Here is a 25,106-nt window from a genome sequence, read left to right on the forward strand (position 1 = left end):
ATTCGGCGGTTGAAACCGCAACTACAGAAACGAAGTCCGCCTACGCGGAGTGAATAAAATATAAAGTATGCTTAGAGGGAGGCATAAATCAATGCCGAAACGGTTGATAGTTTTCAAAACAGAATCGCTTTCTTCCCCTGGATGGGAGGAGAGATTGCTTTCCCATACAGGTGCTCTCACGAGTATCCTAGCAGAACACTACGACTACTCAAACAAACCTCTGCCTAAAACGGGCGATCGCCTGCGAAACTTTAGCCAATTGAAGGAGAGTGCAGATCCTAAATCCCCTGCTGCCAGCACTCACGTTTGCTGGGGAGATTGGGAGGTTTCGCGCGTAGAGGAGTACAGGCCTGAAATTCCGAATGCTGAATACGACAGTTTAGCGGTGTGCTACTGTTGCTACTCCCCCATTGATCCCGAATGGAAAGAATTGCCGAAAATTCAAGTTTCCCAACTGCAAAAACATTAAAAAAACAGAATATCCAGATGCCCGACTTCTTGAAAAAGTCTGGCATCTAAAAGAAGATGAAATCAAATCACAGCAATGCAGTCAATTTCAACTAACACATCTTTCGGCAAACGCGAAACCTCCACACAAGCGCGCGCCGGTGCAGTTTCCGCATCAAAATATTTCGCATAAACCGCATTCACAGCGGCAAAATCATTCATATCTTTGAGGAAAACCGTAGTTTTTACGATATCCAACCAAGTAGCGCCGGCTTCTGTGAGAATGGCTTCGAGATTTGCCATAACTTGTTCGGTTTGTTTTGCCACGTCGTCGGTGTAGACAATATCGTTTAGTCTAATGTCGATCGCAATTTGACCGGCTACAAACAGCATAGTGCCCGTTGCGGCGATCGCTTGATTGTAAGGGCCCACGGGTGCTGGTGCTTTGTCAGTACGAATAATTTTGCGCGTCATAGATGTCACTTTTTGATATTCTTGTTGAGGGGTTTGTTTGTTGTCGATTTCTGGTTCTGAAATTTCTGATTGGTAGATTTCTCCATCGGGCATTATTGTACCAGTGAAATCTGCATTTTTGATATTCCAATCATAGGTGTGAGCATCAGTCAAGTCTGCTTTCTTAAGGTTGGCTCCCTCCAAACTTGCTAGCATCAAACTTGCTTGTTTAAGACTAGCTTTTTCGAGATTTGTCCTTTTCAGACAGGCTTTTTTCAAATTAGTCCCTGTGAGGTCGGCGGCACTAAGATCCGCCTCAGTCAGATTCACCCCTGATAAGTTCAATGCAGACAGCTTGACAGCTCGGAGTTTAGATTTCTGAAAATTGACACCTTCGAGGTTAGCAGCCGCTAAGTTCACTTGAATCAATTCTGCTCCTGTCAAGTTTGCCCTCGTCAAATTGGAATTGCTCAGATTTGCTCTATTTAAATTGGCGTTCTTCAAGGAGGCTTTAGTTAACGATACAGAGCTTAATTGGGCATCACTCAGGTTTGCATTGTCCAGCTTAGTATTACTCAAATTGGCCCCACTGACGTTTGCCATACTCAAGTCAGCACCGCTGAGGTCTGCAAAACTGAAGTTGACACTATTACCTGCCACCCCGATTAATTTTGTTCCTAACAGGGATGCTCTACTGAAGTCTGTGCCATAGAGGCTTGCTTTGTTCAGAGTTGCCTCATTCAAATCAGCTCCCGTCAAATTTGCACCGCCTAGGTCTATTCCACTCAAGTCTGCACCTTTAAGGTCTATCCCGCTTAACTGTGCGTTCGTAAAGGTTCGTTCGCCTGCGGCGTATTTTTCTAAAAGTTCTTTAGCATCCATAAATAACCTCGATCGCCCTTCCGCTAAACCCCACTTTCTCAGCCTACCACCAAAACCGAAAGCGCGATCTAAATCTGCGTGAATCCGCGTCAATCCATTTTCATCTGCGGTCCGAGAAATTCCCTTTTTTTAACCGCAGATAGAGGCAGATGAACACAGATTAACGCAGATGAATTAGAGATTATCTGCGTTAATCCGCGTCAATCAATTCTGATCGGCGGCCCGAGAAATTCCCTTTTTTAACCGCAGATACAGGCAGATAAACACAGATAAACGCAGATAAATTAGAGATTATCTGCGTGAATCCGCGTCAATCCATTTTCATCTGCGGTCCGAAAAATTCCCTTTTTTAACCGCCGAGAAAGACAGATAAACGCAGATGAATTACACATTACTTTTAAGAAATACCCCGTTCAAATTCCAACACAGCCTCCACTGTAGAACTCATTAACAAACATCTCCCCAACAAATCAACATCCAAATCCGGCAGTAATTCACTGCGGCTAATGCGATCGTAGCCGCGATCGCGCAAAGCATACAAAGCAAACACTCCATCCTCCCAAAACCACACTTCAGGAACCCCCAAAGCCCGGTATCGACTTAATTTGCTCTCATTACCGCTAGTAAATACTACTTCAATAGATAAGTCTGGAACCGTACCTGTCACCCTACCGATAAAATACGATTCATCGCCCTGTGCCGATGCTTCCCCCTCCCTTTCCTGAGTAAAACTTCCTGTTGGGGTAAATTCGATTCTTTTCCTCACAAAGTAGAGGCTCAGTAAAATATTAATAATGCGGCTGATAGCCTCATGTTCGGGCGAAACAGCCACAATTTCTACCTCTCCATTGTAATAGAAAAGCTTGATACCTGGCGAGTCAGAAAAACCCTGCTGAATTAACTTGAACTGCTGCCAGTAAATCCCAGAATGAACTAGCCGTTGGTCTTTTGGTTTCTCTAAAGTCTGTATCATAGCTGTTTACTCCTGTCAACTTTACTCGCCCTCCGCGACACCCCACATTCCCAGCCTACCACCAAAACCAAACGGGCGATCGAACATCTGCGTTAATCCGCGTCCATCCGCCTGCATCTCGGTTAAGAAGTTCCTCTTTTTTAACCGCAAATAAAGACAGATAAACGCTGATTAACGCTGATTTACACCTTACACACCAACCGGAGCACCAACAACCTCACCCTTCAACATCCGAGAAGCAGCATCAAGCAATTGCTCCTCCAAATAAGGCTTAGTGAAATAGCCCTTCGCACCCAAACTGTAAGCCATTTGGCGGTGTCTGTCAGCACCGCGAGAAGTTAGCATCGCGATCGGCAATTCACACAAAACAGCATCCTTCTGCATCCGAGAAAGTAGTTCCAAACCGTCCATTCTCGGCATCTCAATATCGCAGAAAACGATATCGCAAGGCAGACCAGATTTCATCTTTTCCCAAGCTTCCTTACCGTCGCGAGCTTCTTCCACACGATAGCCAGACTTCTCGAAAGTAATCGACAAGAGCGATCGCACGGTAATCGAATCATCCACAATCAGCACAGTCGGCTCAGTCTTCTCGATTTCCGCCTCCGCAGCAGCCCGATCGCCCTCATCCCAAAGCGTACCGCCAGTATCCTTCCGCAGCCTTCCCGTAGCCAAATCGATCAGCTCCAGAACATCCGCAATCGCCACGATCCGACCGTCCCCAAGCACGGTGGCCCCAGCAATCCCGATCGGCTTCGGCACCGGCCCTTCCAACGGCTTGATCACAATTTCCTGTTCCGTCGAAACCTGATCCACCTGCACCGCCAAGAAATTGCCAGCAGAGCGCAGCACGATCACCGAAATCATGTCATCGTCAGTATTGAACCCGTAAACACTGCCCCGACCCAAATGGCGGCTGTAAGCCAGCAGATCCCGCAGCGGCCGGAACGGCAAGCTTTGGCCCCGCCACTCAATGCAAGGCAAACCGTCCGCCCCCGTCGTCACCTGATCGCGAGGCACATCGATCATATCTTCGACCCCATCCATCGGGAAAGCAATGCGAGCGCGATCGCTAATGCAAGTCAGAGCCTTAGAAATACTCAACACCAGAGGCAAACGGATGGTAAACACAGTCCCCTTGCCGATGGTGGAATCGATCGACACAGTGCCCCGAATTTCCTGCAAGGAAGTCTGCACCACATTCATACCGACCCCCCGGCCGGCGTACTCGGTCGCCTGTTCCTGAGTGCTGAAACCGGGCATAAACAGCAAATCGTAAACTTCCGAGCGAGACATCCTCTGAGCCTGAGCCGCCGTCAGCATACCCTGCTTAATCGCCTTCGCCTTCACCTTTTGCGGGTCAATTCCGGCCCCGTCATCAGAAACCGAAACCACGGTTTGGTTCCCTTGGTGGAAAGCGCGAATCGTAATCCTGCCGACTGCAGGCTTCCCAGCCGCCAGACGCACTTCCGGCGCTTCGATCCCGTGAGTAATCGCATTGTTCACCAAATGAGTCATCGGGTCATAAAGCTGATCCACAATCATCTTGTCGATCAAAATCTCCTTACCCTCAACCTGCAACTGAGCCTGCTTCCCGCACTTAATCGCGATTTCCCGCACCGCCCGGAACAGCCTGTCCGTCGTCTCCGCAAACGGCTTCATCCGGGCGCGAGTTAAACCTTCTTGCAGTTGAGTCGTAACTTGCCGCAGTTGGCGAGTCACCTGATCCGCCTCATCCACCAAAAACTCAATGTCCGCAGCCGACTCCCGCACCCGCACGATCAGCTCAATAATCTCTTGAGCCAAACTGTGGAAAGGAGTAAACCTGTCCATTTCCTCTGGTCTCCAGGCACTTTCCCGGGTGTGGGCCGAATCCTCAGAGCGCCAGGCCGATCGGTGTCCCTGGCGATTTGCCAGCAAAGCAATCTCCAAAAGACTCCGCTCGTAGAAATCCTGAGTCCGCTGGCTCACATCGCTCAGCAGCGCCACCTGGTGCAGCAAATTGTCCAAAAACTGCCGCATCCGTTCTTGGTCTTGCTCCAAACTGTTGCGGTTCACAACCAGTTCCCCCATCAAATTGCTGAGGTTGTCGAGTTGCTTGACCGGCACCCGCATCGTCTGGTCGCCGAGCCCGTACCCGCGCATATTGCGCCTGGGTCTGTTGATCGCTGACTGCCCCATATTGCCTTCCCCTTGGCGGCCGCCGTCCTTGGGATCTTCCAGCAGTTTTTCCAAATCGCCGAATTCGTCGTCGCTCTCATCGGCCTGCGCGCGCGGAGCTTTACTAGCAGTTGTCGCCGGTAGCCCGTGAATTTCCGGCATAGTTGCGCTCTCGCTGAGGAGCTCTTCGAGATCCGAGAAAACTTCTGTATTTACCGGACTCTGATTTGTACTCCCAGAAGCTGCTATGACAGCTCCAGCACCCCCTGCAATCAACAGTGCTTCTAAATCGTCAAAATTGCCTTCGGTATCATCTTCATCGCCTGATTCGCCCTCGGCAAAAAAGTCTGCCAGCGATCCCTCTTCCAACTCCGAGGAATCGGCCTCGGCGGAGTCGTCCTCAGCGTCCCAAAAGCCGGTCGTCAGTTCCGAAGTCACCAGAACCTCAGCATCGATCGAATCCAACAAATCATCAAAACCCTCCAACTCTGCGTTGTTGAGAGTAGCTCCGGTTTCCATCGCGGAGAGCAAGTCAGCATCGCCCTCCAACATACCATCGAGAGATTCTGCAGGCAGCGGCTCTAAATCCGCACTCAAAAAATCCGTTTCCAGGGCATCAAACAAATCATCTTCGCCCTCAGATTCCCCGGCGCCATCTGTTTCGGCTCGATCGAACAAATCCGCACCCTCCTCGTCGAACAAACCCTCGGCAGGTTGGGCAGACAACTCCTTCACATCCACCGCCGCGCCTTGATCTGGCGCCGCCGTTCCAGCATCGCCTGGGTGCACCATGCCTTCCCCAAACATATCCTCCAAGAAATCGAAAGCTGCGCCCTCATCAGATTCGACATTTGAAATTTCCGACTCAGGACGATCGTCTGATAAAGCCCCAAGTTCAACCTCTGCCGAATTTGCCCAGCCTTGGTCGGAAACAGCCGCACCATTGTTATGGTTGTCGAACAAACTCCCCAAGTCGCCCTCATCAACTCCCACATCGGCACTCAGCAATTGTGAATTCCCATCATTGAGCCAACGCCCACGGCCTTGCCCCGAAGCTTCTCCGTCATACTCAGTACCCGTAGGTACAGAACCGAAAAGCTCAGCCAAATCGGCCGCTTCTCGGGAAGTAGCCATTCCTTGCCCATCCCGCACAGTCTCTTCATCCTCAGAAATCGCGCCCGAGGTCATATCCCCAAACAGCGCATCCAAATCCGTATCGTCCAGATCCAGGTTGAGCGATTGCACAGACTCGTCTTCCATGCCGAAAGCCTCTTCTAGCCAGTTTCCATCCGCAGAGATATCTAAATCAGAATTTGATGTCATGTTAAGAACGTTGCCCATTTCCTCATTTTGTGGGATGCCTGCAGCTCGATCTCGATCGCCCCCGTTCTCCCCACCTTCGTCTTCTGAAGAAAGGAAATTAGAAGTAATCCCCAACAGCTCGCTCAAATCCGAATCCTCGCCAAGCTCAGAGAGCAACTCGAAATCATCCATTGCAGGCAGAGCAAGGGCTTCGGCATCCCCTGAATCCTTGCCCCCCCCTGCTGCAGGCTTCTTCGATTCTCCGTCTAAAGCCTCAGACTTCAGGGAATACTCCGAAGAGACTGCCGGCCCACCTGTTGTCTCAGATAAGCCTAAATCGCCGAACAAGTTCTCGAAATCAGCATTGTCCTCCTTACCACCTGCAGAAGTTTGGGCAGCCACTTCGTCCAAAAGCGTACCGAGAGCATCTTCGTCAGCTTGTCCCCTGGCTGGGGCCACCGTGTCGTCTCGCCGCTCCAAACGGCCCTTACCGTTACCCGTTTTAAGCTGTTTGCGAGTTAACCGCTGGCTCGAACCATTTTTCTGATCGGCAGCTACTGCCGAGCCCTCTGCCTCCTCTCCAAACAGCAAATCCTCCCCAAACAAACTCGTCAAATCGTCAATGGGAGGCTTCGTGTTCGTTTCGGAACTTGCCGCATCGTATTCGTCAAACAACAAATCAGTAAAATCGCCGGAATTGTCCTCGTCTAACCCCAGCATTCGGGCCGCCGATATCCCAGAAGACTGTGCATAGTCGAGGTCTTCTTCTTCTTCCCAAGCGCCGTCGAGATCCGGGGACTCGCCGTCAAACAAGTCCGCTAAAGTGTTGAGTTCTGCCGCGCCCACTTCCGGGCCGGTGCGGGTCGAGCCTCTAAAAGTACCCGTCTCTATATCCGATTCTGCGAAGACGGAATCTTCGTCGAACTGGGACGATGGAATGCCATTGTCATCGTTGCTGTCGCTGCTGTCGAGTTGGTCGAACAGCTCGTCTATACTCAGCCCAGAAATAGTCGGCAGCAACTTGTTCAATCCATCCTGGGCATCGCCCGATCCCACCAGATCCCAGGCCTCATCCTCAACAGAAACCACATTTTTCCCGGATTTACTCGGTTGAGCAAAGGCCAGCAAATCTTCAAAATCCGTTTCTGGAACCAGAACAGCCGGCTGCAGCGACAGAAGTTTTTCGCTTGGTGCGATCGACGATTCTAGACCAGAAATTACCAGTTCTTGCGCTTGTTTGATGTCTTTGATCACCGTTGGCGCTAAGGTGCGGTAGGTATTTTCTGGGTTGGCGATCGCCTTGGATACAGCTTGGATCAATGCTATCCAGTAGGGCAGTTCAAATTCTTCCCCTGCCCTGAGCAAGTTCCGACAAATGTTCTTGAGTTGCCGCCTGCTTTCTGGCCCTTCGGGCTGTTTGAACTCTTGCAGGAGTTCCCGCATCCTCGCCGGCACGTCCGACTCAAATACTAGCAGCAGCGCGCTGTCTTCTGTTGCTCTGGCATCAGGTGCGTAAACTGACCGCGAATCTGGAAAACTCCTTGATGAGGCAAACGCCCCGACTCCCACCCCCGCCATAACTGGTTCGGGTACGGCCAGAACGCTGCTCTCGTCTGCATGGTATTCTCCGTGTCCAACGAGTCCCCCCAAATGCCCGTTGAGCTCTTCAAATACTGGTTCTAATTCTCGAACCATCTGTTCTCCCAATTCTTCTGTCAGTCCAAAAGGCCCCGACAGTTGCTCTAACAGCCCTTGCAATGTGTCAAAAATTCGCAGAAAAAGGGACTCTAGCTGTTGGTCTACTTTAACGCTGCACTCTTTTAAAACTTTAAAACTATCTTCTAGTCTGTGAGCTGTTTGCTGAATGCTGGTCAGCCCCAGCATTGCTGCTCCTCCTTTGACAGAGTGAGCGGCCCTAAATACTTCGTTGACCAGTTCTGGGTCTTCGATCGTGGTTTGCAGATTCAGCAAGCCTTGTTCGATCGTATTGAGGTGGTCTTTTGCCTCCTCAATAAAGTAGCCCATGATCCTCTGTTGTTGCTCCGGTAGCATAGTTTTATTCCTGATTTTAATCGTTATTGTATTGGGTCTATGTTAGTAGTTCTAGAGAAGGTCTTTGTATATCTCGCCCTTTGCCAAGAGAATAATCTGACTGCGAGATATGGCAAATGTCCTGGCTATTTTTGCTTTCGATATGCCCTCACTTAAAAGATAGCGAATCTGCTGCACTTGTTCTGGTTTGAGTTTGCGGTTAGGACATATCTTGCCGGGAACGAAAGGAAAGCGGTTTTTTTCGCTTGGCATCGCGGGAGTTATCGGCGGGGGTTCCTTCCCACAAATGGTCGGGATTGATACAACCGCGATCCTCGCAACTGTGACACGCAAAATAACCGGGTTTTACAGGCCTTCCCAGTTTGTGTTCCAGTACAAGTCTGTGAGCGTAGAAACTTTTTGTTTTGCCATTAATTTTAGTAGCTTTAATGGCGTAACCATCACTTCTTTTAACCAAGGTACAAATCATGCAGCCGTTCGGCTGTATTTCAGCGCGAATGCCTGGAATTACTTCTATGCCTCGCACTTGTTTTTGAGGTTGAGGAGCCGACGTACTTCCTACATCTTTAATTCGTCCTTGCTTAAACCTATCTTGAGAATTTTCAAGTCTAGAAGCTTCCCATAAATGGTTGGGGTTGATGCAGTTGCGGACATCGCAAGTGTGGCAAGCAAAGTATTCCGGTCTAATCGGACGACCTAAAACATTTTCTAATACTAAACGGTGGACTGTCAGCGTTTTCCATTCACCGTTAATCCGAAGTCTTTTGGTGGCATAGCCCCTGCTGTTTTTTGAGAGGGTACAGATAATACAGCCCGTCGGCTGAATCTCACCAAATATGCCAGTAATTACTTCTACTATGTTGTCGTCCATCGGGGCAACTCCTACTTCCTTTAGGTGTTGAATTGGCAGCCCCGCAGGGGTTTCAAGACTGCGAGGTTGCTTTTTGTATGCCATTATTGCCACACTACTCTGCTTGTGAATCAGCCCGCAAAAAAAGCATGACACACTTAATTATTGTCTTTCTGCTGTTTCTACTCGGAATCTTTCCACCGATGTCAAAAGGTCGCGAGCAACGCCCACCAAATTTTGCAAAGCACCCGAAACTCGCTGCGCTTCTTGGGACGTTTCCTGAGCAGTTAATTCGACTGCTTGCATCACACTGGCGACCGCGCGAGCTGTTTCGTTTTGCTCTACAGTGTCGGCAGTAATCGATCGCACTAACACGTCAATTCGGTTAGTTACTTGAATGATATCTTCAAGCGATCGCTTCGCCTGTTCTGCCAATTTTGTCCCCTCAATAACCTGCTGCGTCCCTTCTTCCATCGCCGTCATTACCGCGCCGGTTTCGCTTTGAATTTGCATCACGATCTGTTCGATTTCTTTCAAAGACTTAGCCGATCGGTCTGCCAATTGTCGCACCTCGTCTGCCACGATCGCAAAACCCCTGCCCGCTTCCCCAGCTCTCGCCGCCTCAATACTGGCGTTGAGGGCCAACAAATTCGTCCGGGAGGCGATCGTCGCAATTAAAGCCACAATCTTAGAAATTTCTTGAGAAGCTTCCGCCAACCTCTTGACTTTTCTCGTGGTTTCTGCTACCGTTTCTCGAATTTCCAAAATCCCGGCCACCGTCCGCTCCACAGCCTCGCCCCCTTTCAGAGCCGTTGCCGCCGCGCCCCGGGCCACTTCTTCGGCCTCTCTCGCGCTCTCTGCGACCCGCTGAATCGCGTCGGTGAGGACTTGCACGGAATTCAGCGTTGCCGCCAGTTCCTCAGCTTGCCGCAGCGCGTCGGAAGACAAATCGCCCGCAAACTTAGCACTATCCGTAGCGCCTTTGCTGACCTCCCGAGCCGCCTGCTTCACCTGATGGACAATTTCGCGCAGATTTTGAATTGTCAAGTTAAACGAGTCAGCAACCGCACCCAAAACGTCTGCGGTCACTTCCGCAGTCACCGTCAAGTCACCCCGGGCCGCTCCTTCCACGTCGTCTAGCAAGCGAATCACTTGGCGCTGCAAGTCTTCTTTTGCCTGTTCCTGCTCGTCCGACTTGCGCCTGGTATCGCTAATCGTGGTTTGGATGACCTTCGCCATGTGGTTGAATTTAGCAGCCATTTTACCAAATTCATCTTCCGAGTAAACCGTAGCGCGAGCATCCAAAGTTCCTTGAGATACGGCATCGAACTGAGCTTGCAAATTATCCGACGACTTGCGTACCTGCTTGGCGATCAACTGGCCGATGCCCCAAGAAGTTAAAAAGCTCGTAAAGCCTGCTGCTGCGGTCATTACCCAGCCTGTTTGGCGCAGGTAAACGATCGCCTCCGGTTTGTCTTGCCGCAGAGCTTGATAGGAGGCAATGTTGGTGACAAAAGCCACAGCTACCAGAGAAACCAGTCCCGCCCCGATTGCCGTGTACAACTGTTTTGTAAACAAAGGGGCATTTTCCAAGAAAGCCAGTCCCCCCTGTTCTACTGTTACCGAAGTATCGACCGCTTCTGTTTCTGTGGGAGAAAAAGTCGATACAGACGTATCAGCCGGGCCGCTTATGCTAAATATTTCGTCATCCCGAATTGCTGAGCCATCGCTGTTGTCAAAGTCCAGGCTGCTGCCTGTCGTTCCCATCATGCCGCTGGTCGAGTTGCCGAAATTGGTGTTACCTCTAGTCAATATCGAACTGCTGGCATCTTCTGAGATATCAAAGTCCGGCAAATTGCCTAAATCGTCAAACTCGTCAAATTCGTCTAAAAAGTCGCTGTGTTCTTGAGCGTTCCCAGCTTTTGACGACCAGGCGCTGTGGTTCTTGTCGGACGCCCCGAAAGCTGTCGCTTGTTCGTTTTCGTCGAAAGAGAAAGAATCGCTAAAAGCGTCGTCTTCAAAAGCATCTAACTCGAAGTTGTCTCTAGAGCCAAACGCCGGGGGTTCCGAGTCCCTGTAACCGTTGCTGTTGGCGGAGGCGGGATCGACTGAATTAAATTGTCCCCGGCTCGACCTTGACGAGTGAGAGTTGGGGACAGCACCTCCCATCAACAGCGTTTCGTCTTCCGCCAGCGAATAGTTTGACGGGTAGTCCGACCCGTTATTCGGCTGTTTGTTTTGAGGTCGAGAAGACCCGAAACCCGACGAGGGCATTGCCTCGGCAAAGGGGTCTTCCTCTTCGGCATAGGGTGCGTTATCACCGTAATTTTGCCCACTCTGGGGCGGGGATTGGTAGTCGTAGTCCGAGTTATCGTCGAATTCGTCTGGCAAATCGAGCGCAGCAAAAGGTTCGCCAAAATTGTCCGAGGGCCCGATGGGGGAGTCTAGTGGGTTCGAGTCGTAGGAATTCCCGACTTCTGAAGAGGCAAAACTTTGACCGTTGAGCATCTGAGTCGGAGCTTCTGAAAACGAATCTCTTGAGTAAGATGCGCTTGAACCAGACAGTTTGCTGCTAGACACGTCAGCAGCATCAAACCCTCCATCATCTAAGGCAAAGGGGTCTCCAAAGTCCGAGTCGGCAAACTCGTCTATGTCTAGCGAGTCGGAGTTCTCAGCATAAGCTGCCATTCCGCCGCTGTCGCCACCAAACGGGTTAGAATGTGAGGCTAAATCTGGGACTGAGCCTGCGCCATCGTCGTCTTCTGGTTCCCACCCCAAGCCACTCATGCCCAAGTCGGCCAAGTCCTCGTTTTCCATGTCGTCTGGGGATTGACTTCTATAGGAAAGCGATGGTGAATTTCCTTGGAAAAGTCCCAAATCCGGGTCTTCTAACCCTTCATCGAGAGATAAGTCTGGGTAGAATTCTAATTCCGTTTCAGCAGACAAAGCCTCGAAATTTTCCGTTTGCAGTTCTCCAGATAAAAATTGCTCTGTGTAGGTAATTCCGTTGTGAGCGTGTTCCACCAAACTCGGGTCGTCACTCAGCCCTAGCACAACCGTGTACTGTTCCCGCGCCACCTCATACTGTTGCAGTCCGTAGCAGTAAATGTGTCCGCACAGCAGGCGAGCGCTGGGGTCTTCGGGAAAATCTTCTACTAATTGATAAACTAGGGCTGCGGCTTCGGAATAATTGCCATCCATGTAGGCCGCTTCTGCCCGTTGGTAGTCCTGCTGAAAGTTGGTACTTGTTGCCATTTGCCGCCCTCTTTGGATTTTAGATTTTAGATTTGAGATTTTTGATTTTTATCTTGAATTGAATGTTTAGATGCGCGCCTCAAGTCGTGTGACTGTTGATGGTTAGACCCCTATCGAAAATCGCAAATCGCAAATCTAAAATCGATTTCACGCTGCCCACCGCGCCGAGCGCAGAATTTTCACTTGATCTAGCAGTCGGAGCACTTTCTGAGCTGGTGCACCTAACATCCATTCTCCCCTCAGAAATGGAATCATGCCGTCTGGTGCATTGTTCTGAGAGTGCAGTTGCTCTACGTCGAGCCAGTCCATCCCCACAATTCGATCGACTGCCAGCCCCAAAATCGTGTCTTGGTCTTCCACAGCCACGATCGGGATTTCGGGTCTATCTGTGTTCAGAGGTGTTTGGTCTCCCAGAAATTGGCCGAGGTCTGCCACCCAAATCACTCGTCCTCTCATATTTAGCGTACCTAAAAGCAAAGAGGAAACGTTGGGGATCGGTGTCATGCGGTCTGGGGACGGGGATAGGACCTCTCTAATCCCTGTCGCCGGCAGTGCGAACTCGTTCCCCGAAGGAACGTAGAACCGCAGGTGCAGCTCGCCTTCGGGAGTTTCTAGTTCTTGGAATTCCGGAGCCGGATCTACGCCTAGTCCTGGTAATATAAAGTCTGGGCTACCGCTAATCATAATTCTGACACCTGCATTTCTAGCAAAAATTGTTGAGGTTTCCCGCCAAGAATAACCCGATCGAAACTTCGATGGTCGAAACTTGACACAGCCAAGCTTGACACAGCCCAGGGGTGAATGGCGCGACTGCCGGAGGCCCTTGGCAATAAATTTTCTCCGTCAATAATTGACTGCCATCAATAAATTCGCGCGACCAAGGCTTACAAGTTAGCTCAAATCGACTACGAACAATTAATTTGAAACCCCTAAAGCTTCACTTTGTATTCCCACCGCCGTCTCAATTGGTAAAACTCTGGGTAATTTCTGCGATGAATGCTAAACCGATACTGGCATTAGCGAGGAGTTGTTGACATGGCTGGTGTCGCGACAATCATGAACGGAGTCACTTAAGACTGAGAATTGGACTCTCTGACTTTGTACAGAAATACCTAGCCATAAGTAGCTCTGTACATCAGTTTTTCGGAGTGGCTGCAAGTGGATAACAAGTATATTATATTTGCACTTTGAGCGTGTTAGACCCACTTGGGTCTAAAAATTGAACAGAGTTTTACCGACGCCCTTATGCCAGCGCGCGGATTTATACATTCTAGTTTATGGTGCGATCGCCAATCGTGTCCGCGAGCTTTCTCTTTGTGGCGGCCGAGACTCGCTCTAACCGCAGGTACAAAAAAGCTCCCATCATGGCATCGGTGCGAAAGTTATTTTTCTTCTAATTGGTCTTCTAGCGAGGGCTCTAATAATCTTTCCGAGAGATTGACCCGAGGGCAGCCCGGGCCCACATATTTTTCTACCAGCATCAATAACTCGCTTTCACCAAAAGGTTTCGTGTAAAAGTCTGTAGCTCCGGCCATGCGGGCTTTAACGCGATCGATAAATCCGTCGATGCCCGTCAGCATAACGATCGGCGTCTGCCGGAAAGCGCTCGAACTACGCAGCATAGCGCAAATTTCGTAGCCGTCGAGTTCCGGCATGGCGATGTCACACAGAATTAAATCGGGTTTGAGTGGAAACACCAAACTCAGGGCTTGGAGGGGATTGCCGATCGTAGTAGCTTCGTAACCGTGTTCATTTAAAATTGACTCGACTGTTTTGCGAATAGTATTGTCGTCGTCAATACAGACAACTCTGGGAACCTTGGTTTCTGGGGACGACCATTCTTTTTTGTTGTTGGTGGGGGCAACAGAAGGTTCGTAAAATACTTGCACCAATCCCTGCTGCACAAATGGGTAAATCGCCTTAGCGACAGTGAGCACGTCTCGGTTGAGGTAGCGCGCCATTTGGCGGATCGAAGTGTGCCCGTCGGCCCAGCGTCTGAGAGTATTAAAGGTATTGACAGGCAGCGCGACTCGCAGTTCGGAGGGGTCTGAAATCACCGGGCATTGGTTGGGCGACTGAATGTGAGGGTGAAACTGCTTCCACTGCTGCACCTGTTTGACAATCTTGGCCAGCAGCGAGCTAATTTCTAAGCTGGTCAGTTGAGGAGCCAAAGCTGGGCCCATTTCAAAAGTGAAGGAACCCTGGTGGAGACTGAGCAAGTCAAATAGGGTTTCGTGGATCATGCTGTGGATGATGTTGCGCCCTTGAGCTGGGGTGAGGATGTGGTTTTCTAGCAGGGCCCATAGATAGCCGTATTCTGGGGCATTGGTAGATGCCATATAGGGAACTTGGATTTTGTCGAGGGCGGTATCTGCTTTGTAGCGGCGCAGGTAGTCGCGCAACCGAAACAAACTGCCCGCACTCTGGGTAGCGTAAATAATCTGACCGTTGAAGCAGAAGACATACCAGGATTGTCCTGCAAGGGAGCGGGGGGTAGGTTGAGTACCCGTGCTGCTGCCGGTGGAGGTGTAGGCCTCTACGAACAGTTCTCCGGTTCGCTGACCTAACTCAATCAATTGCAGGATGCTGCGGATGTCTATTTCACTCAAATTTCCCTGCATGCAGCTAAAGTATCCTCCTTAAAACCGTTGGCGTCTGAGCTCGGAAAGACTGTGTGCGGGCGAAAAGATTGACTTTAGTTTCCGTCAATAATTTACGCGCTGATGCTGATCTCACAATTGGGAATTGACGAAAGGGCGATACTTGCTGCCTAAGTCGGCCGCGCTACCAGTCCACAAGCTGAAACCGCGAAACTCGCGGCATTCTCTAAGTGTAGAGTTTCACCTTCTATTCCCACTGTTGCCTATTGCCTAAACTCGTAGAATCCACATCGCACGCTGGCACGGGTTCTTCGAGTGTGCAACGCTGGCATTCCCGACGGATTCAAGCCTTCGATGCCAAAGTTTTGAAGTTTTTGGCTGAGTATGCCGTCAGTTTATCCAACACATCTTGGCGTAGGTCAACTTCAAAATACCAAGGATTCTCTGGTTTTACCGCTGCTACCAGCAGCAAGTGCCGAGCGAGCCCCGATGGGAACTTGAGGCTAGTCTGTTGGGTTGGATGAGTTGCGATCGAGGTTTTTTTTGGGTTTGCCACAGCCCTAAAATCAGGTGCAGTCAAAATGAACCTTGGTTGGCAGTTGTCAGGAAAACCCTCAGTGCCGATCGACCTTTTTGCTCGCCCGCGGCTCCGTCATAGGCTCGCGTCATTACCCTATTCTAAGGCAGCGCGGTTCAAATCCCTAGTCCGCCGAACCCCGGCGCAGGCTTGGGGGCAGTCAGGGCTTTTCTCACGATCGACCCATAACTAAAGCGTTGTAAAATCAATACAAACTTTTGGATCGAAACGCCAGAGGCAAGCTCATGGCTAACGACATGGGGATTTAGATTTGGGGATCAGTCGGTAGGGACTTTTAGATTGTGTTGCTAAAACCAGAGTGGTATAATTGGCACAGAGCAATTCGCCAGAGTAAGAATAACTTTCAACCCATTGAAATATTTTAGAGGGCGAGCAACCCCGGCAACGGACTAATCCGATTTATTCGGAATAGTTAAAGGGCAAATAATTGCAGCACAGGTCACGTTCAACCTTAAAAATATGAAAAACTCAGCAAGTCTGCGCTCCGGGAGAAGTAAAGTTCTTTGAGTGAGTAGAGGGATATTTGAATGTCCCGTTGTTGTCGTCTTGAAGGTGGGCAAGAATCACCCGGCTTTAGACGTGGGGAGGTTCAAGGACTGACCTGTTTCAGGTTTGGGCTATGGCAGTCTCCGCAGTGAGAGCTAGTATTTAATCAAGCGGCATTGGTACTACTCTCTCATTCCTCCAGACAACTGGCGGCAGCCTTACTTTCTGGAAGTTCTCCCGTGAGGACGTGCTATGCGTAAGTGCTGAAGAAAAGTTAGAAAAAAATGCTATCCCCCGATTGGGCAAACGATACCAAAAAGTAAGACTTAAGTGGCCAAAAGTTATCCTTACTTGCGTATACTTATTTACTTTAGGTAAGTTGACTAAAGATCACACGCAATGTTATCTTTAGTCAAGAACCTTGGGCTTAAGGGGGATAGCCTACTTATGTTGGGATTAGCCGTCTACCCAACAGCGTAGGAAGTAAACACCACTTATTTTTTAGGCCTTTAAGTAACTTAAAGTAAGTTGGGATAGGTTTTACGAAGCAGAGGACTATTAGTGTGCTGTATCTAGCGGAAGTACAAAAACAGAAAAGCGGCTTTGGTCTCGGTGGCGGTAAGGCTGAACTGAAACTGCTAGCTTGTCAGCGGGGCGAACATAACTGGAGCGCCGTACCAGGCGATGACGGGATCCCAGTTGAGGAAGCTAATAAGTTTAACGACGGCACGCTGGTGCTGGTTGAGTTGAGCGCTAGCAAGCAAGTGCAGCGGATTCAGGAGGCGGCCCGCCAGTTGGTGAGCATTCTGCAAAATTTCTCGCGATTGCAGGACAAGTTTAAGGATAAAGAAGAGGAAATTGAACAGTGGAAGGCTTCTCTGACGTTTTCGAGTCAGGAACTCAATCGCCGGGAAATGGAAATGCAAGCCCGCGAAGAGCAGTTGGCTCAAATGGAAGAGGAGTTGGAGCGGCTGGAGGCTCAGCGCTCGGAAATTGAAAATACTAGAGATGAAGCTAACCGACTGCGAGAAGAAGTCGATCGCAGTCGTGTGGAAATTGAGACGGCTTGGGAACAGTTGCGGGGCGAGCAGCAACGGGTGGCCCAACAGCAGTCTGAGGTTCCCCAGGGGGCAGTAATTGATGAGCAGCAGACGCAGAGGATTCAGGAGTTGATGCAGAAGTTGGGAGGGGCAATTGCTTCGGCTCAAGGGGTGCGGGAACAACTGAATCAGTCTTTTGGTGCGGTGGGCGCTCAGCAGGCAATTCTGGATCAGCACTGGCAGCAGTTGGAGCAAAAACAGAGCATAGCTCAACAGCAACAAGAAGAAGTCGATCGACAAAATCAGAGCCTCCAAAACCGCTGGCAAGAGTGGTACCAATCTCAAGATGCTTTGGCCGGGGCTCGGGCGGAGCTTAAAGGGCAGCAAAGTACCCTCAGCGCTAAGCAGGATCAGGCTCAGTCCGTGTCTTTGCAGGTGCGGGCTGTTGAGGATCTTTACCAGCAAGTTTCCAGGCTCGCATCTGCTTCGGGTGCTGCGGGTACGGAGCAGAAAGTAGATGTGTCAGCTTTGGAGAAGATGCCTGTTGATGAGTTACAGGGGCTGGTGCAACACCTGCAACAGGATTTGGAAAAGGTGTTCCGGTTTGTTAACGATCAAGAGGAAGAGTTGACTCTGCAGCGGGAGACAATCGAGGAGCTGCAAGGGAAAATTCAAGCTGCTAGCGAGTACGATCGCATGGCTTTGGAAAATGAAATGGCAGATGAACTCGAAAGTTATCAGATGTTAAACGAAACTCTGGTGGGACAGCGCCTTCGGTTGCAGGAACGGGAAGATATTTTAAAGCAGCATCAGGCGGTGCTGTGGCGGCGGCTGGGTACTGCTAATGCTCCAAAACAAGAGCGAGGAAATATTGATTTGGGGCCGATTGTCGCACAGCTCAATACTCAGCGGCAGCAGCAAAGCCAAGAATTGCAAAGACTGGAAAACGAAATTCAGCAGGTGCGGGAAGCTATATCCCAAATTGAGGCCAATGTCAACCGCCAAAATGGGGAAAGTGAGGCGAAACGCTACGAACTCAAGCAGTTAGAGCAGAATTTGTTCAACCAGAAAGGTGCAGTGGCGCAACTCTGGGGCAGGCTGAATGTTTATCAAGAAATGTTGCAGCCGGTGCAGGACAATTTGAATGCGCTACGCCAAAAGCTCGAAGCGGTGGCGGGGGAACTCGATCGCGTGCAGCAGACAGGAGAGGAGCAAGATCGGGTAGTTTCCGATTTGCGGCAAGTCCTTTCGGGTTTGATAACAGCTTAAAATTTAATATGTAAAATTATCGAAGGGTGTTCGACTCGACCGATCGCTCCTCCAGGAAATGGATCGGTTTGCGATCGGTTGGGCGCTACGATTAAGCTGGTTAGTTTTTCTACGCTTTCAAAACTCGGCGCCGAGGGCAATATTTGTTGCAGTAGTTGCCGCATTGCCCGTCGCTGCAAGGCCAGGGGTGCTTCGCGCAAAATCGGGCGATTTAACTTGACGGGAAGTTGAAAATTCACCTGCGGGCTGTCTGCAATTGGAGACATTGCTCGCTGTAGCAAGTCGCTGGCTGCAAGTTCCAGATATTCTACGTCAGCACGGAGGAGTTCGGCTGTTTGAGCTAGGGCTTGTTGGGCTTTTGGATTGAAATGAGTTTCCAAATAAGGCAATAATTCCGATCGAATCCGGTTGCGACTATATTGCAAGTCTTGATTTGTGGAATCTTCCCAAATTGGTAGTTTTTGCTCTTGACAAAATTGACCTGTTTGCGATCGAGTTATTTCGAGCAAAGGACGAACTAAATAGATTTTAGATTTGAGATTTTGGATATGAGATTGGGAATTTTCATCCTGATTTTCCAATCTCAAATCGGCAGGTATTTGGGAGTTGGAATTTTCGCCAGAATTCCCCAATCTAAAATCTAAAATCGGCAATCTAAAATCGGCGACGGGTCGTGTCCAGGTGAGGGCAGAAAGTCCGTCGGCGCCACTGCCGCGAATCAGGTTGTAGAGAAGTGTTTCGGCGCGATCGCTGGCTGTGTGGCCTGTAACAATGTAGGGGTAGTTGTGGGCGATCGCAATGTCGGTTAAAGCTTGATATCGCCACTGTCTGGCCGCTGCTTCTGTTTTGGAAATTTCCGAGGCTGTTTCCAAATAGTAGGATATTCCCCAGTTTGTAGCTAATTGTTCTACATGATTGGCAGACGCTTGCGAGTCAGAACGCCAACGATGATCGCAGTGAACAATCGCTAGGTTCCACCCCCATTTTGGCTGCAAATCTAGCAGTAATTTAATTAAACACAGAGAATCTTGTCCGCCGGATACTGCTACTAGCAAGCGCTGATTTGATGGCAATATTTGTCGGTACAGCAGCGTCCTGTGAACTTGAGCGTGCAGGTGCGTCCAATTGGAAGATTCAGCCATGATAGCAGTTTTTCATTAAGCAAAAATAAGGAAGTTAGACAACGAGCCGTGTACGGAATTTAACCGATGGATTTTGAGCAAAGAAGGGGAAGCACCCCCCTCTCCCAATCTCTCAGTCTTTGCCTTCCTAGCTCCACATTCCTATACTTTGGGGGTCGCGGTCTGGATACCTAGAAATAGGAAAATGATTACTTAGGTCTGTTGAGTCACATTGATTTAATGGCTCATCTATATCGGTTTGATTTGAGCTATCTACGGCGTAGTTTTGCACGGTGTCCGATCTTTCGGCAGCGGCAGGAAGGGCTTTTTGCTCTTTGATTTCAGGTTCGAGCGGAATGAACTCCAGACGCATTCTAAGTTTTCCTTTTGTCCAGTCTTTGCCAGCACTTAATAGCTCGCAATCCAGACCGTCTGAAAATAATTTTTCGTCTACCAATTTCGCCTGCATAATTGCCATAAATTCGCTGACTTTGAATGTACATTGATACATCAAAGCGCTGGTAGGGGCTGACACAACATCGTCGTCTTGGGGAAATATTGGCGATTCGTCCATATTAATTGTCCTTATTTTAATGAAGGAAGAAGGAAGAAGGAAGAGGGAAGAGGGAAGAAGGTCTTTCGACTTTGCGATCGGGTAAAAAAAGGGAAGAAGGAAGAGGGAGTTAATTATTATCTCGCTGGTTGAGTAAGGTGGGAATTGCCCACCCTACAACCGGAGATGATATTAATCCCGATTCTTTGACTTATCCTGTTCTTCTGTGGCCCATTGGTGGATCGGGAATTAGAAAAACCAACCGTAGGAATGTAAACCTTTGCCTAACAGATTAACGCCTAGATAGCAAATCCAAACTACCACAAAACCTGTGGCTGCTAAAATTGCTGGGCGTCTTCCCTGCCAGCCACGAGTAATGCGGGCGTGCAGGTAGGCAGCAAATACCAACCAAGTAATTAGCGCCCAAGTTTCTTTCGGGTCCCAACTCCAGTACGATCCCCAAGCTTCGTTAGCCCAAACCGCACCGGCAATAATGCCAACTGTCAGTAAGGGGAATCCTAAACCGATGATGCGATAGCTAATGTTATCCAGAGTTTCTGCTAGATTCAATCGCTGGGGCGAGAGAAGTTCTGCGGTTTGAGTTGGGGCGGTTGATGAGGTTTGAACGGTTGCTAATTCGAGGACTGCGGTGGTGCCCAAACCGTTATTGTTGGAGTTGAAAGAGGGTTCGCTGAAAGCTAAGGCGCTGTCGGCGGTGGTTTCTGCAATCTGAGGTTCGGGGTTTTGAGGGCGTTGGAGGCGGTAGTTGCCGTTGCGGTTGCTGTTGGTGCCGAAGGAACTACCGGTAAGTTCGATTTTTTGGCCGCGGGTGACGATCAAAAATGCGATCGCCAGTAGCGCTCCTACCATTAAAGTTGAGTAACTGAGCATCATGACGCTAACGTGCATCATCAGCCAGTTGGATTTGAGGGCGGGTACTAGGGGCTCTGCAGATTGCATGGTTTCCGGCAGAGTCAGGGCTGCAAAGGCGGATATTGCCATTGCTACGGGGGAGGTGGCTACTCCTACTAAGCGGGAACGACTCATGTTTTCCGCGACTAGGTGGATGGCGGTGATTCCCCAAACTAGGAAAAATAGGGATTCGTAGAGATTGCTTAAGGGGAAGTAGCCGGCTTCTATCCATCGAGAACCGAGTAAAGCGGCGATGGATAGGTTGGCGACGGCCATTCCTGCGGTTCCTAGGGCCCCCAGGTAGGGAATGCCGGGGAATGCTGCGCCAACCCAGTAAATGAGCATTGTGGAGAACAAAACGGCAAAGGAGATGTTGTCCAGCCAGTTCTGGAGTACGACCAGATCCATAAAAATTACTCCGGTAGTGTTTTTACTTATTTTTGCTAACTAGATCGATCGTACTGGGGTTGGGCAGTTTTGGGTTTGGGATTTTGAATTTTTGTGGCAATTATGAGTGATTGGCGGTTGTTGAGGTGCGAGTGGGCGATCGCGCGGACGCATCAAACAAGCTACTATTGACCCACCAGACGAGTGTCACCCCGTCAAGTCACGCTTGTTGATTCTGGCTGACGGCTTGAGGTTGGACGAGTTGAAAGTAAGGAAACACCGAATGCTGATGGGCGAAATTCGATCGCCCATTAACAAAATTAGGACTTACGCACGGGGGGCCAGAAACCGGGTTTTTTTAGAAAAATCCTTCGTTCGTACTCGAAGATTAAGTAAAAAACCCCGTTTCTTTGTCGGGAGTGCGTCTAGGACTGAAAATATAGGATGTTTTTTGATCTGGGGCTATCTGGAATCCTTTAGAATTGATTGAGCTGATTACCCATTTGCTGTTTTTGCAACCAGCAAAAAAACGGAAGCCCCCGACAATGGTTGTGGATACTCCCCAAATTTTAGACTAAAGCTCAACCTCCCAGATTTATCAAGGCGAGTCAATTCTAAAATCTAAAATCTAAAATCTAAAATCTAAAATTGACTGACGGTTCGAGCAGTTGCATAGGCTAGAGGAGATGTTGGGTTAATGCGTCGAGATTCAATATTTTACAAGTTATTTCAAGAAGCTCCGACGCTGCTGTTTGAGCTATTGGAAGAGTCACCATCGAATGCGGAACAGTATCGATTTGACTCCGTTGCTGTGAAGGAACCGAAGTTTGAAATTGATGGGGTGTTTTTGCCGCCGGATGCTGAGCCTGGAGTTGTATATTTCTGTGAGGTGCAGTTTCAGCGGGATGAATTGTTGTATGAGCGATTGTTTGGTGAGTCGTTTTTGTATTTTTATCGCAACCGTCAGCGATTTACAGATTGGGAAGCGGTGGTAATTTATCCGAGTCGATCGACTGAACAATCAGAAACGCATCCGTATCGATCGCTCTTGAACTGCAATCAGGTGCATCGGGTATATTTGGATGAGTTGGGGGAGATTGAACAGTTGCCGCTGGGGGTGGCGCTGATGGCGTTGACGACGATCGACGAAGCGAGTACGCCGGAAGCGGCGCGATTGTTGCTGGCGCGATCGCAGCGGGAGGAATCTGAGGCAGCGAGTCGCGCCATAATAGAGATGCTGACGACAATACTGGTTTACAAGTTTACAAATTTGAACCGAAGGGAGGCAGAGGCGATGTTAGGGATTACGCTTGAGGAAACTCGGTTTTATCGGGAAGCTAAGGAAGAAGGCATCGAGCAAGGCATTGAACAAGGCATTGTACAAGGCATTGTGCAAGGCCGGGAACAAGAAGGAAGAGCCTTGATTTTACGTCAGTTAAATCGCCGTCTGTTAAATCGGCGAGTTGGAACATTACCGGAATCTATCACCACTAGAATTGCTGATTTGTCGATCGAGCAAATTGAAACTCTAGCAGAGGAATTGTTAGATTTTCAGTCGATCGAGGATTTAGAGGTTTGGCTGGAGAATTTGCCGCAGGGAGAGTGAAACGAGGTTAGGAATTGCACTTGAGGGGGCGATCGCGCCATTTACGCGCACAAACACATCAAACGTACTCCCCCTCTAATTCCTGGGTTGTGGGGTTTTTTTGGTGCATCCGCCGTTGCTGAGAGGATGTTAAGGGTGCGATCGGGCATTCTTCCGGCGGATTAGAAGCGGATTGATGATGGTGGAAGATGTTTTGGGCGATCGGACTTTTCTGATATTCGTAAACTACTTTTGGAAAACTTGGGAAACAGCAACGAGTTTTGGCCCTTTAGCTTCTACAGTTGAAGAGTCCTCCCTAATAAAAGCTTTTTCACCTACAAAGGAAACCTGTTTTTGAGATGGAACATTAATTCTTATCACCGATAATCCCTTGAAATCTATAGTATCAATTTTCATCAGAACTTGACTTTTTAAGGTGTCAGTCAAATCGGATTTACGTATTGTATTGATTAATATCCCAACATAATCCTCTAGCGTTTTACCTGAAACCCTAGCTTCTCTATCAATTCCTACAACATATCTATCATTGATTTCAATAGGATTAATCCCATCTAAATTTTTAATTTTTTCTGCGTCTTGCTTTTTATCAGCCACTCCCAGGAAAATATATCCATCAGTGTCTGGATCGGAGTTGGCAATTCCGCAAATTGTTTCAACAAGTCTCTGGAGCAAATCATGATTTAGCTTTCTATTTGTTGGTGACAGATCCATCAAACCTTGCTTGCACTCGTACTTTGTAGTTTCAATACGAGAACGACTTAAAGAATTTTTGAATGTTTGTATCAACTCAGCACCTTGTCCTAGAGTGGATTTATCTTTTTTCTTCGCGAAGCAGTTTTGTATGAGTCCCTTAGTTTGATTAATATTATTAATACGATCCTCTATCTCTGCATATCGCTTGCTTAACTCTAACTTCTGCTGAAGCTTTTTGAGTGCTTGCATAATCTTTTGAGGGTTGGCAGGTAGAAGTTCTGAATCAATTATTAATTCAAAAAAAGCCATGAAGATTGTATAGAAAGCCTGCGGTATTGGATTATTAATGCCTGGGTTTACGATATTTCGTAAACACTTATTATCTGAGCTATATGTTTCAATAGTTTCTCCCAGAATGGAGAAGGTTTTTACAATGTCTTCTTCTAGTTTTTTGGAGCCATAGGTTGCAAGACTATTCTCTATTAACTGGAAGTCCTGGCTCTCTTCATCATACAGACTATCTAGCCGCTCTCTGCTTCTTTGTAGGGGTTTATTAAGTAATATCGATGCTGCAATATCTGCTATCATATCTTCATCTTTACTATCACGCAGGTCAGGTATACTAAGAATTCCTTGCTTGCACCACAAAGTGTCTTCTGCTTGAATTCCATAACCTTGATTATTCTGTTTGGAATCAATACTAACCTGGGGCATATCAAATAGATGAAGCGTTTTCCGAGTATCATCCCCCCGCAACTGCATAGCAATTGTACGAACCACTTCTGCGAATGATGTCGTTACGCCTGCTTGTCGTCTCTCTTGGTTGCTTAAATGCTTACCACCGGAATTTATTCTGCCAAAAACCTCTGTTATGTCGCTTTCCTCCATTGCAGTGTAAATGGTTACTGCAAGCTGATAATCTAAAATATCTGCACATTTTTTTCTATCTAATTTATCAAAATTTTCTTCAAATTCAAATACCTTCTCATCAGCTAATTGTTTGGCATAGGAGAACTCGTTAAGATCGAAATACCTGCCCTTAAATGCAAATAAATTTTCAATGAAACCACAAATAGCATTAAGTCGCTGCATACCATCTATGATCTCATACTTTCCACTTCCATGAACTTGAGGACGTTCAGCTAGTAGAATCAAAGGAATTGGATATCCCTTTAAAATGCTTCCAATCAGTTTTTCTTTTTCGTCAACTGACCAAATTAATTTTCTTTGATACTTTCTGTTTACCAATAAGTTACCTGACCGATAGAGCCGATAAGCCTCAGTGACTGCCATTCCGCGTGGTGGAACAATGCTCATACTTATGCTCGCTTTAAGTCAAGATTTTGATAATAGTATAATACTATCGATCGAGTAAAACCACTATTGTTACCGGCTCTCCTGAACTTATGGTTATAAGTTTATCTAATCAGAAAAGCAAGCTAATACGCGATTCCTAAAATTATTAAA

At 48.6% G+C, this 25,106-nt stretch carries 16 protein-coding genes; 3 read left to right on the forward strand and 13 right to left on the reverse strand.

The features are described from left to right. The first annotated feature begins 91 nt into the window (after positions 1-91). Positions 92-469, forward strand: coding sequence for a hypothetical protein (locus QUB06_RS24440; RefSeq protein WP_333437480.1), 378 nt, complete (start codon positions 92-94; stop codon positions 467-469). Positions 470-531: 62 nt separating this feature from the next. On the opposite strand, the gene QUB06_RS24445 is transcribed toward QUB06_RS24440, so the two are convergent. From QUB06_RS24445 to QUB06_RS24480, 9 genes are all read right to left on the reverse strand, one after another. Then, a complete protein-coding gene (locus QUB06_RS24445; protein ID WP_333437481.1) occupies positions 532-1,875 on the reverse strand; it encodes a Rid family detoxifying hydrolase in 1,344 nt (447 codons plus the stop codon). A gap of 304 nt (positions 1,876-2,179) precedes the next feature. Further along, complete coding sequence (locus QUB06_RS24450) at positions 2,180-2,755, reverse strand: Uma2 family endonuclease (protein ID WP_333437482.1); 576 nt, start codon at positions 2,753-2,755, stop codon at positions 2,180-2,182. A 189-nt stretch (positions 2,756-2,944) separates the two neighbouring features. After that, positions 2,945-8,269, reverse strand: a complete 5,325-nt coding sequence (locus QUB06_RS24455) for a response regulator (RefSeq protein ID WP_333437483.1) — start codon at positions 8,267-8,269, stop codon at positions 2,945-2,947. A gap of 51 nt (positions 8,270-8,320) precedes the next feature. Continuing rightward, positions 8,321-8,521: a helix-turn-helix domain-containing protein gene (locus tag QUB06_RS34785; RefSeq protein WP_445251418.1), complete on the reverse strand. Its 201-nt coding sequence runs from the start codon at positions 8,519-8,521 to the stop codon at positions 8,321-8,323. Continuing rightward, positions 8,469-9,224 carry an HNH endonuclease gene (locus tag QUB06_RS24460; RefSeq protein WP_333437484.1) on the reverse strand — a complete coding sequence of 252 codons (756 nt, stop codon included), beginning with the start codon at positions 9,222-9,224 and terminating at the stop codon, positions 8,469-8,471. The genes QUB06_RS34785 and QUB06_RS24460 overlap by 53 nt, the downstream gene beginning before the upstream one ends. A 57-nt stretch (positions 9,225-9,281) precedes the next feature. Further along, on the reverse strand, positions 9,282-12,374 hold the full coding sequence (locus tag QUB06_RS24465; RefSeq protein WP_333437485.1) for a methyl-accepting chemotaxis protein: 3,093 nt from the start codon (positions 12,372-12,374) through the stop codon (positions 9,282-9,284). A 147-nt stretch (positions 12,375-12,521) separates the two neighbouring features. Next, positions 12,522-13,055 carry a chemotaxis protein CheW gene (locus QUB06_RS24470; RefSeq protein WP_039887356.1) on the reverse strand — a complete coding sequence of 178 codons (534 nt, stop codon included), beginning with the start codon at positions 13,053-13,055 and terminating at the stop codon, positions 12,522-12,524. Between the two features lie 701 nt (positions 13,056-13,756). Next, positions 13,757-14,995, reverse strand: coding sequence for a response regulator (locus QUB06_RS24475; protein ID WP_333437486.1), 1,239 nt, complete (start codon positions 14,993-14,995; stop codon positions 13,757-13,759). A gap of 322 nt (positions 14,996-15,317) precedes the next feature. Next, positions 15,318-15,554 (reverse strand): hypothetical protein, encoded by a 237-nt coding sequence (locus QUB06_RS24480; protein ID WP_333437487.1) that lies wholly within the window; start codon positions 15,552-15,554, stop codon positions 15,318-15,320. Positions 15,555-16,621: 1,067 nt separating this feature from the next. On the opposite strand from QUB06_RS24480, the gene hmpF reads away from it, so the two are divergent. Further along, the gene (gene hmpF / locus QUB06_RS24485) at positions 16,622-18,367 is read left to right on the forward strand and encodes a pilus motility taxis protein HmpF (RefSeq protein ID WP_333437488.1); all 1,746 of its coding nucleotides are present in this window, start codon (positions 16,622-16,624) and stop codon (positions 18,365-18,367) included. Here hmpF and tilS read toward each other — a convergent pair. The 3 genes from tilS to ccsB form a co-directional block, all read right to left on the reverse strand. Next, positions 18,364-19,509, reverse strand: coding sequence for a tRNA lysidine(34) synthetase TilS (gene tilS, locus QUB06_RS24490; protein ID WP_333437489.1), 1,146 nt, complete (start codon positions 19,507-19,509; stop codon positions 18,364-18,366). The two genes, hmpF and tilS, sit on opposite strands and share 4 nt — an antisense overlap. A gap of 127 nt (positions 19,510-19,636) precedes the next feature. Then, positions 19,637-20,062, reverse strand: a complete 426-nt coding sequence (locus tag QUB06_RS24495) for a KGK domain-containing protein (protein ID WP_333437490.1) — start codon at positions 20,060-20,062, stop codon at positions 19,637-19,639. 228 nt (positions 20,063-20,290) lie between these two features. Further along, a complete protein-coding gene (ccsB, locus tag QUB06_RS24500) occupies positions 20,291-21,361 on the reverse strand; it encodes a c-type cytochrome biogenesis protein CcsB (protein WP_333437491.1) in 1,071 nt (356 codons plus the stop codon). Positions 21,362-22,037: 676 nt separating this feature from the next. Here ccsB and QUB06_RS24505 point away from each other — a divergent pair. Then, the gene (locus QUB06_RS24505) at positions 22,038-22,946 is read left to right on the forward strand and encodes an Rpn family recombination-promoting nuclease/putative transposase (RefSeq protein WP_333437492.1); all 909 of its coding nucleotides are present in this window, start codon (positions 22,038-22,040) and stop codon (positions 22,944-22,946) included. Positions 22,947-23,171: 225 nt separating this feature from the next. On the opposite strand, the gene QUB06_RS24510 is transcribed toward QUB06_RS24505, so the two are convergent. Beyond that, positions 23,172-24,956 carry a GmrSD restriction endonuclease domain-containing protein gene (locus QUB06_RS24510; protein ID WP_333437493.1) on the reverse strand — a complete coding sequence of 595 codons (1,785 nt, stop codon included), beginning with the start codon at positions 24,954-24,956 and terminating at the stop codon, positions 23,172-23,174. Positions 24,957-25,106 lie beyond the last annotated feature (150 nt).

The sequence above is a fragment of the Microcoleus sp. D2_18a_D3 genome (assembly GCF_036702455.1).
Lineage (GTDB): Bacteria > Cyanobacteriota > Cyanobacteriia > Cyanobacteriales > Microcoleaceae > Microcoleus.

What these genes read in the sequence shown, in the direction of transcription:
- QUB06_RS24505 (WP_333437492.1), top strand. Translation starts at nt 22,038, where the DNA reads ATGCGTCGAGATTCAATATTTTACAAGTTATTTCAAGAAGCTCCGACG.
- tilS (WP_333437489.1), bottom strand. Translation starts at nt 19,509, where the DNA reads ATGGCTGAATCTTCCAATTGGACGCACCTGCACGCTCAAGTTCACAGG.
- QUB06_RS24440 (WP_333437480.1), top strand. Translation starts at nt 92, where the DNA reads ATGCCGAAACGGTTGATAGTTTTCAAAACAGAATCGCTTTCTTCCCCT.
- QUB06_RS24455 (WP_333437483.1), bottom strand. Translation starts at nt 8,269, where the DNA reads ATGCTACCGGAGCAACAACAGAGGATCATGGGCTACTTTATTGAGGAG.
- QUB06_RS24465 (WP_333437485.1), bottom strand. Translation starts at nt 12,374, where the DNA reads ATGGCAACAAGTACCAACTTTCAGCAGGACTACCAACGGGCAGAAGCG.
- QUB06_RS34785 (WP_445251418.1), bottom strand. Translation starts at nt 8,521, where the DNA reads ATGCCAAGCGAAAAAAACCGCTTTCCTTTCGTTCCCGGCAAGATATGT.
- ccsB (WP_333437491.1), bottom strand. Translation starts at nt 21,361, where the DNA reads ATGGATCTGGTCGTACTCCAGAACTGGCTGGACAACATCTCCTTTGCC.
- QUB06_RS24450 (WP_333437482.1), bottom strand. Translation starts at nt 2,755, where the DNA reads ATGATACAGACTTTAGAGAAACCAAAAGACCAACGGCTAGTTCATTCT.
- QUB06_RS24510 (WP_333437493.1), bottom strand. Translation starts at nt 24,956, where the DNA reads ATGAGCATTGTTCCACCACGCGGAATGGCAGTCACTGAGGCTTATCGG.
- QUB06_RS24475 (WP_333437486.1), bottom strand. Translation starts at nt 14,995, where the DNA reads ATGCAGGGAAATTTGAGTGAAATAGACATCCGCAGCATCCTGCAATTG.
- QUB06_RS24495 (WP_333437490.1), bottom strand. Translation starts at nt 20,062, where the DNA reads ATGGACGAATCGCCAATATTTCCCCAAGACGACGATGTTGTGTCAGCC.
- QUB06_RS24460 (WP_333437484.1), bottom strand. Translation starts at nt 9,224, where the DNA reads ATGGCATACAAAAAGCAACCTCGCAGTCTTGAAACCCCTGCGGGGCTG.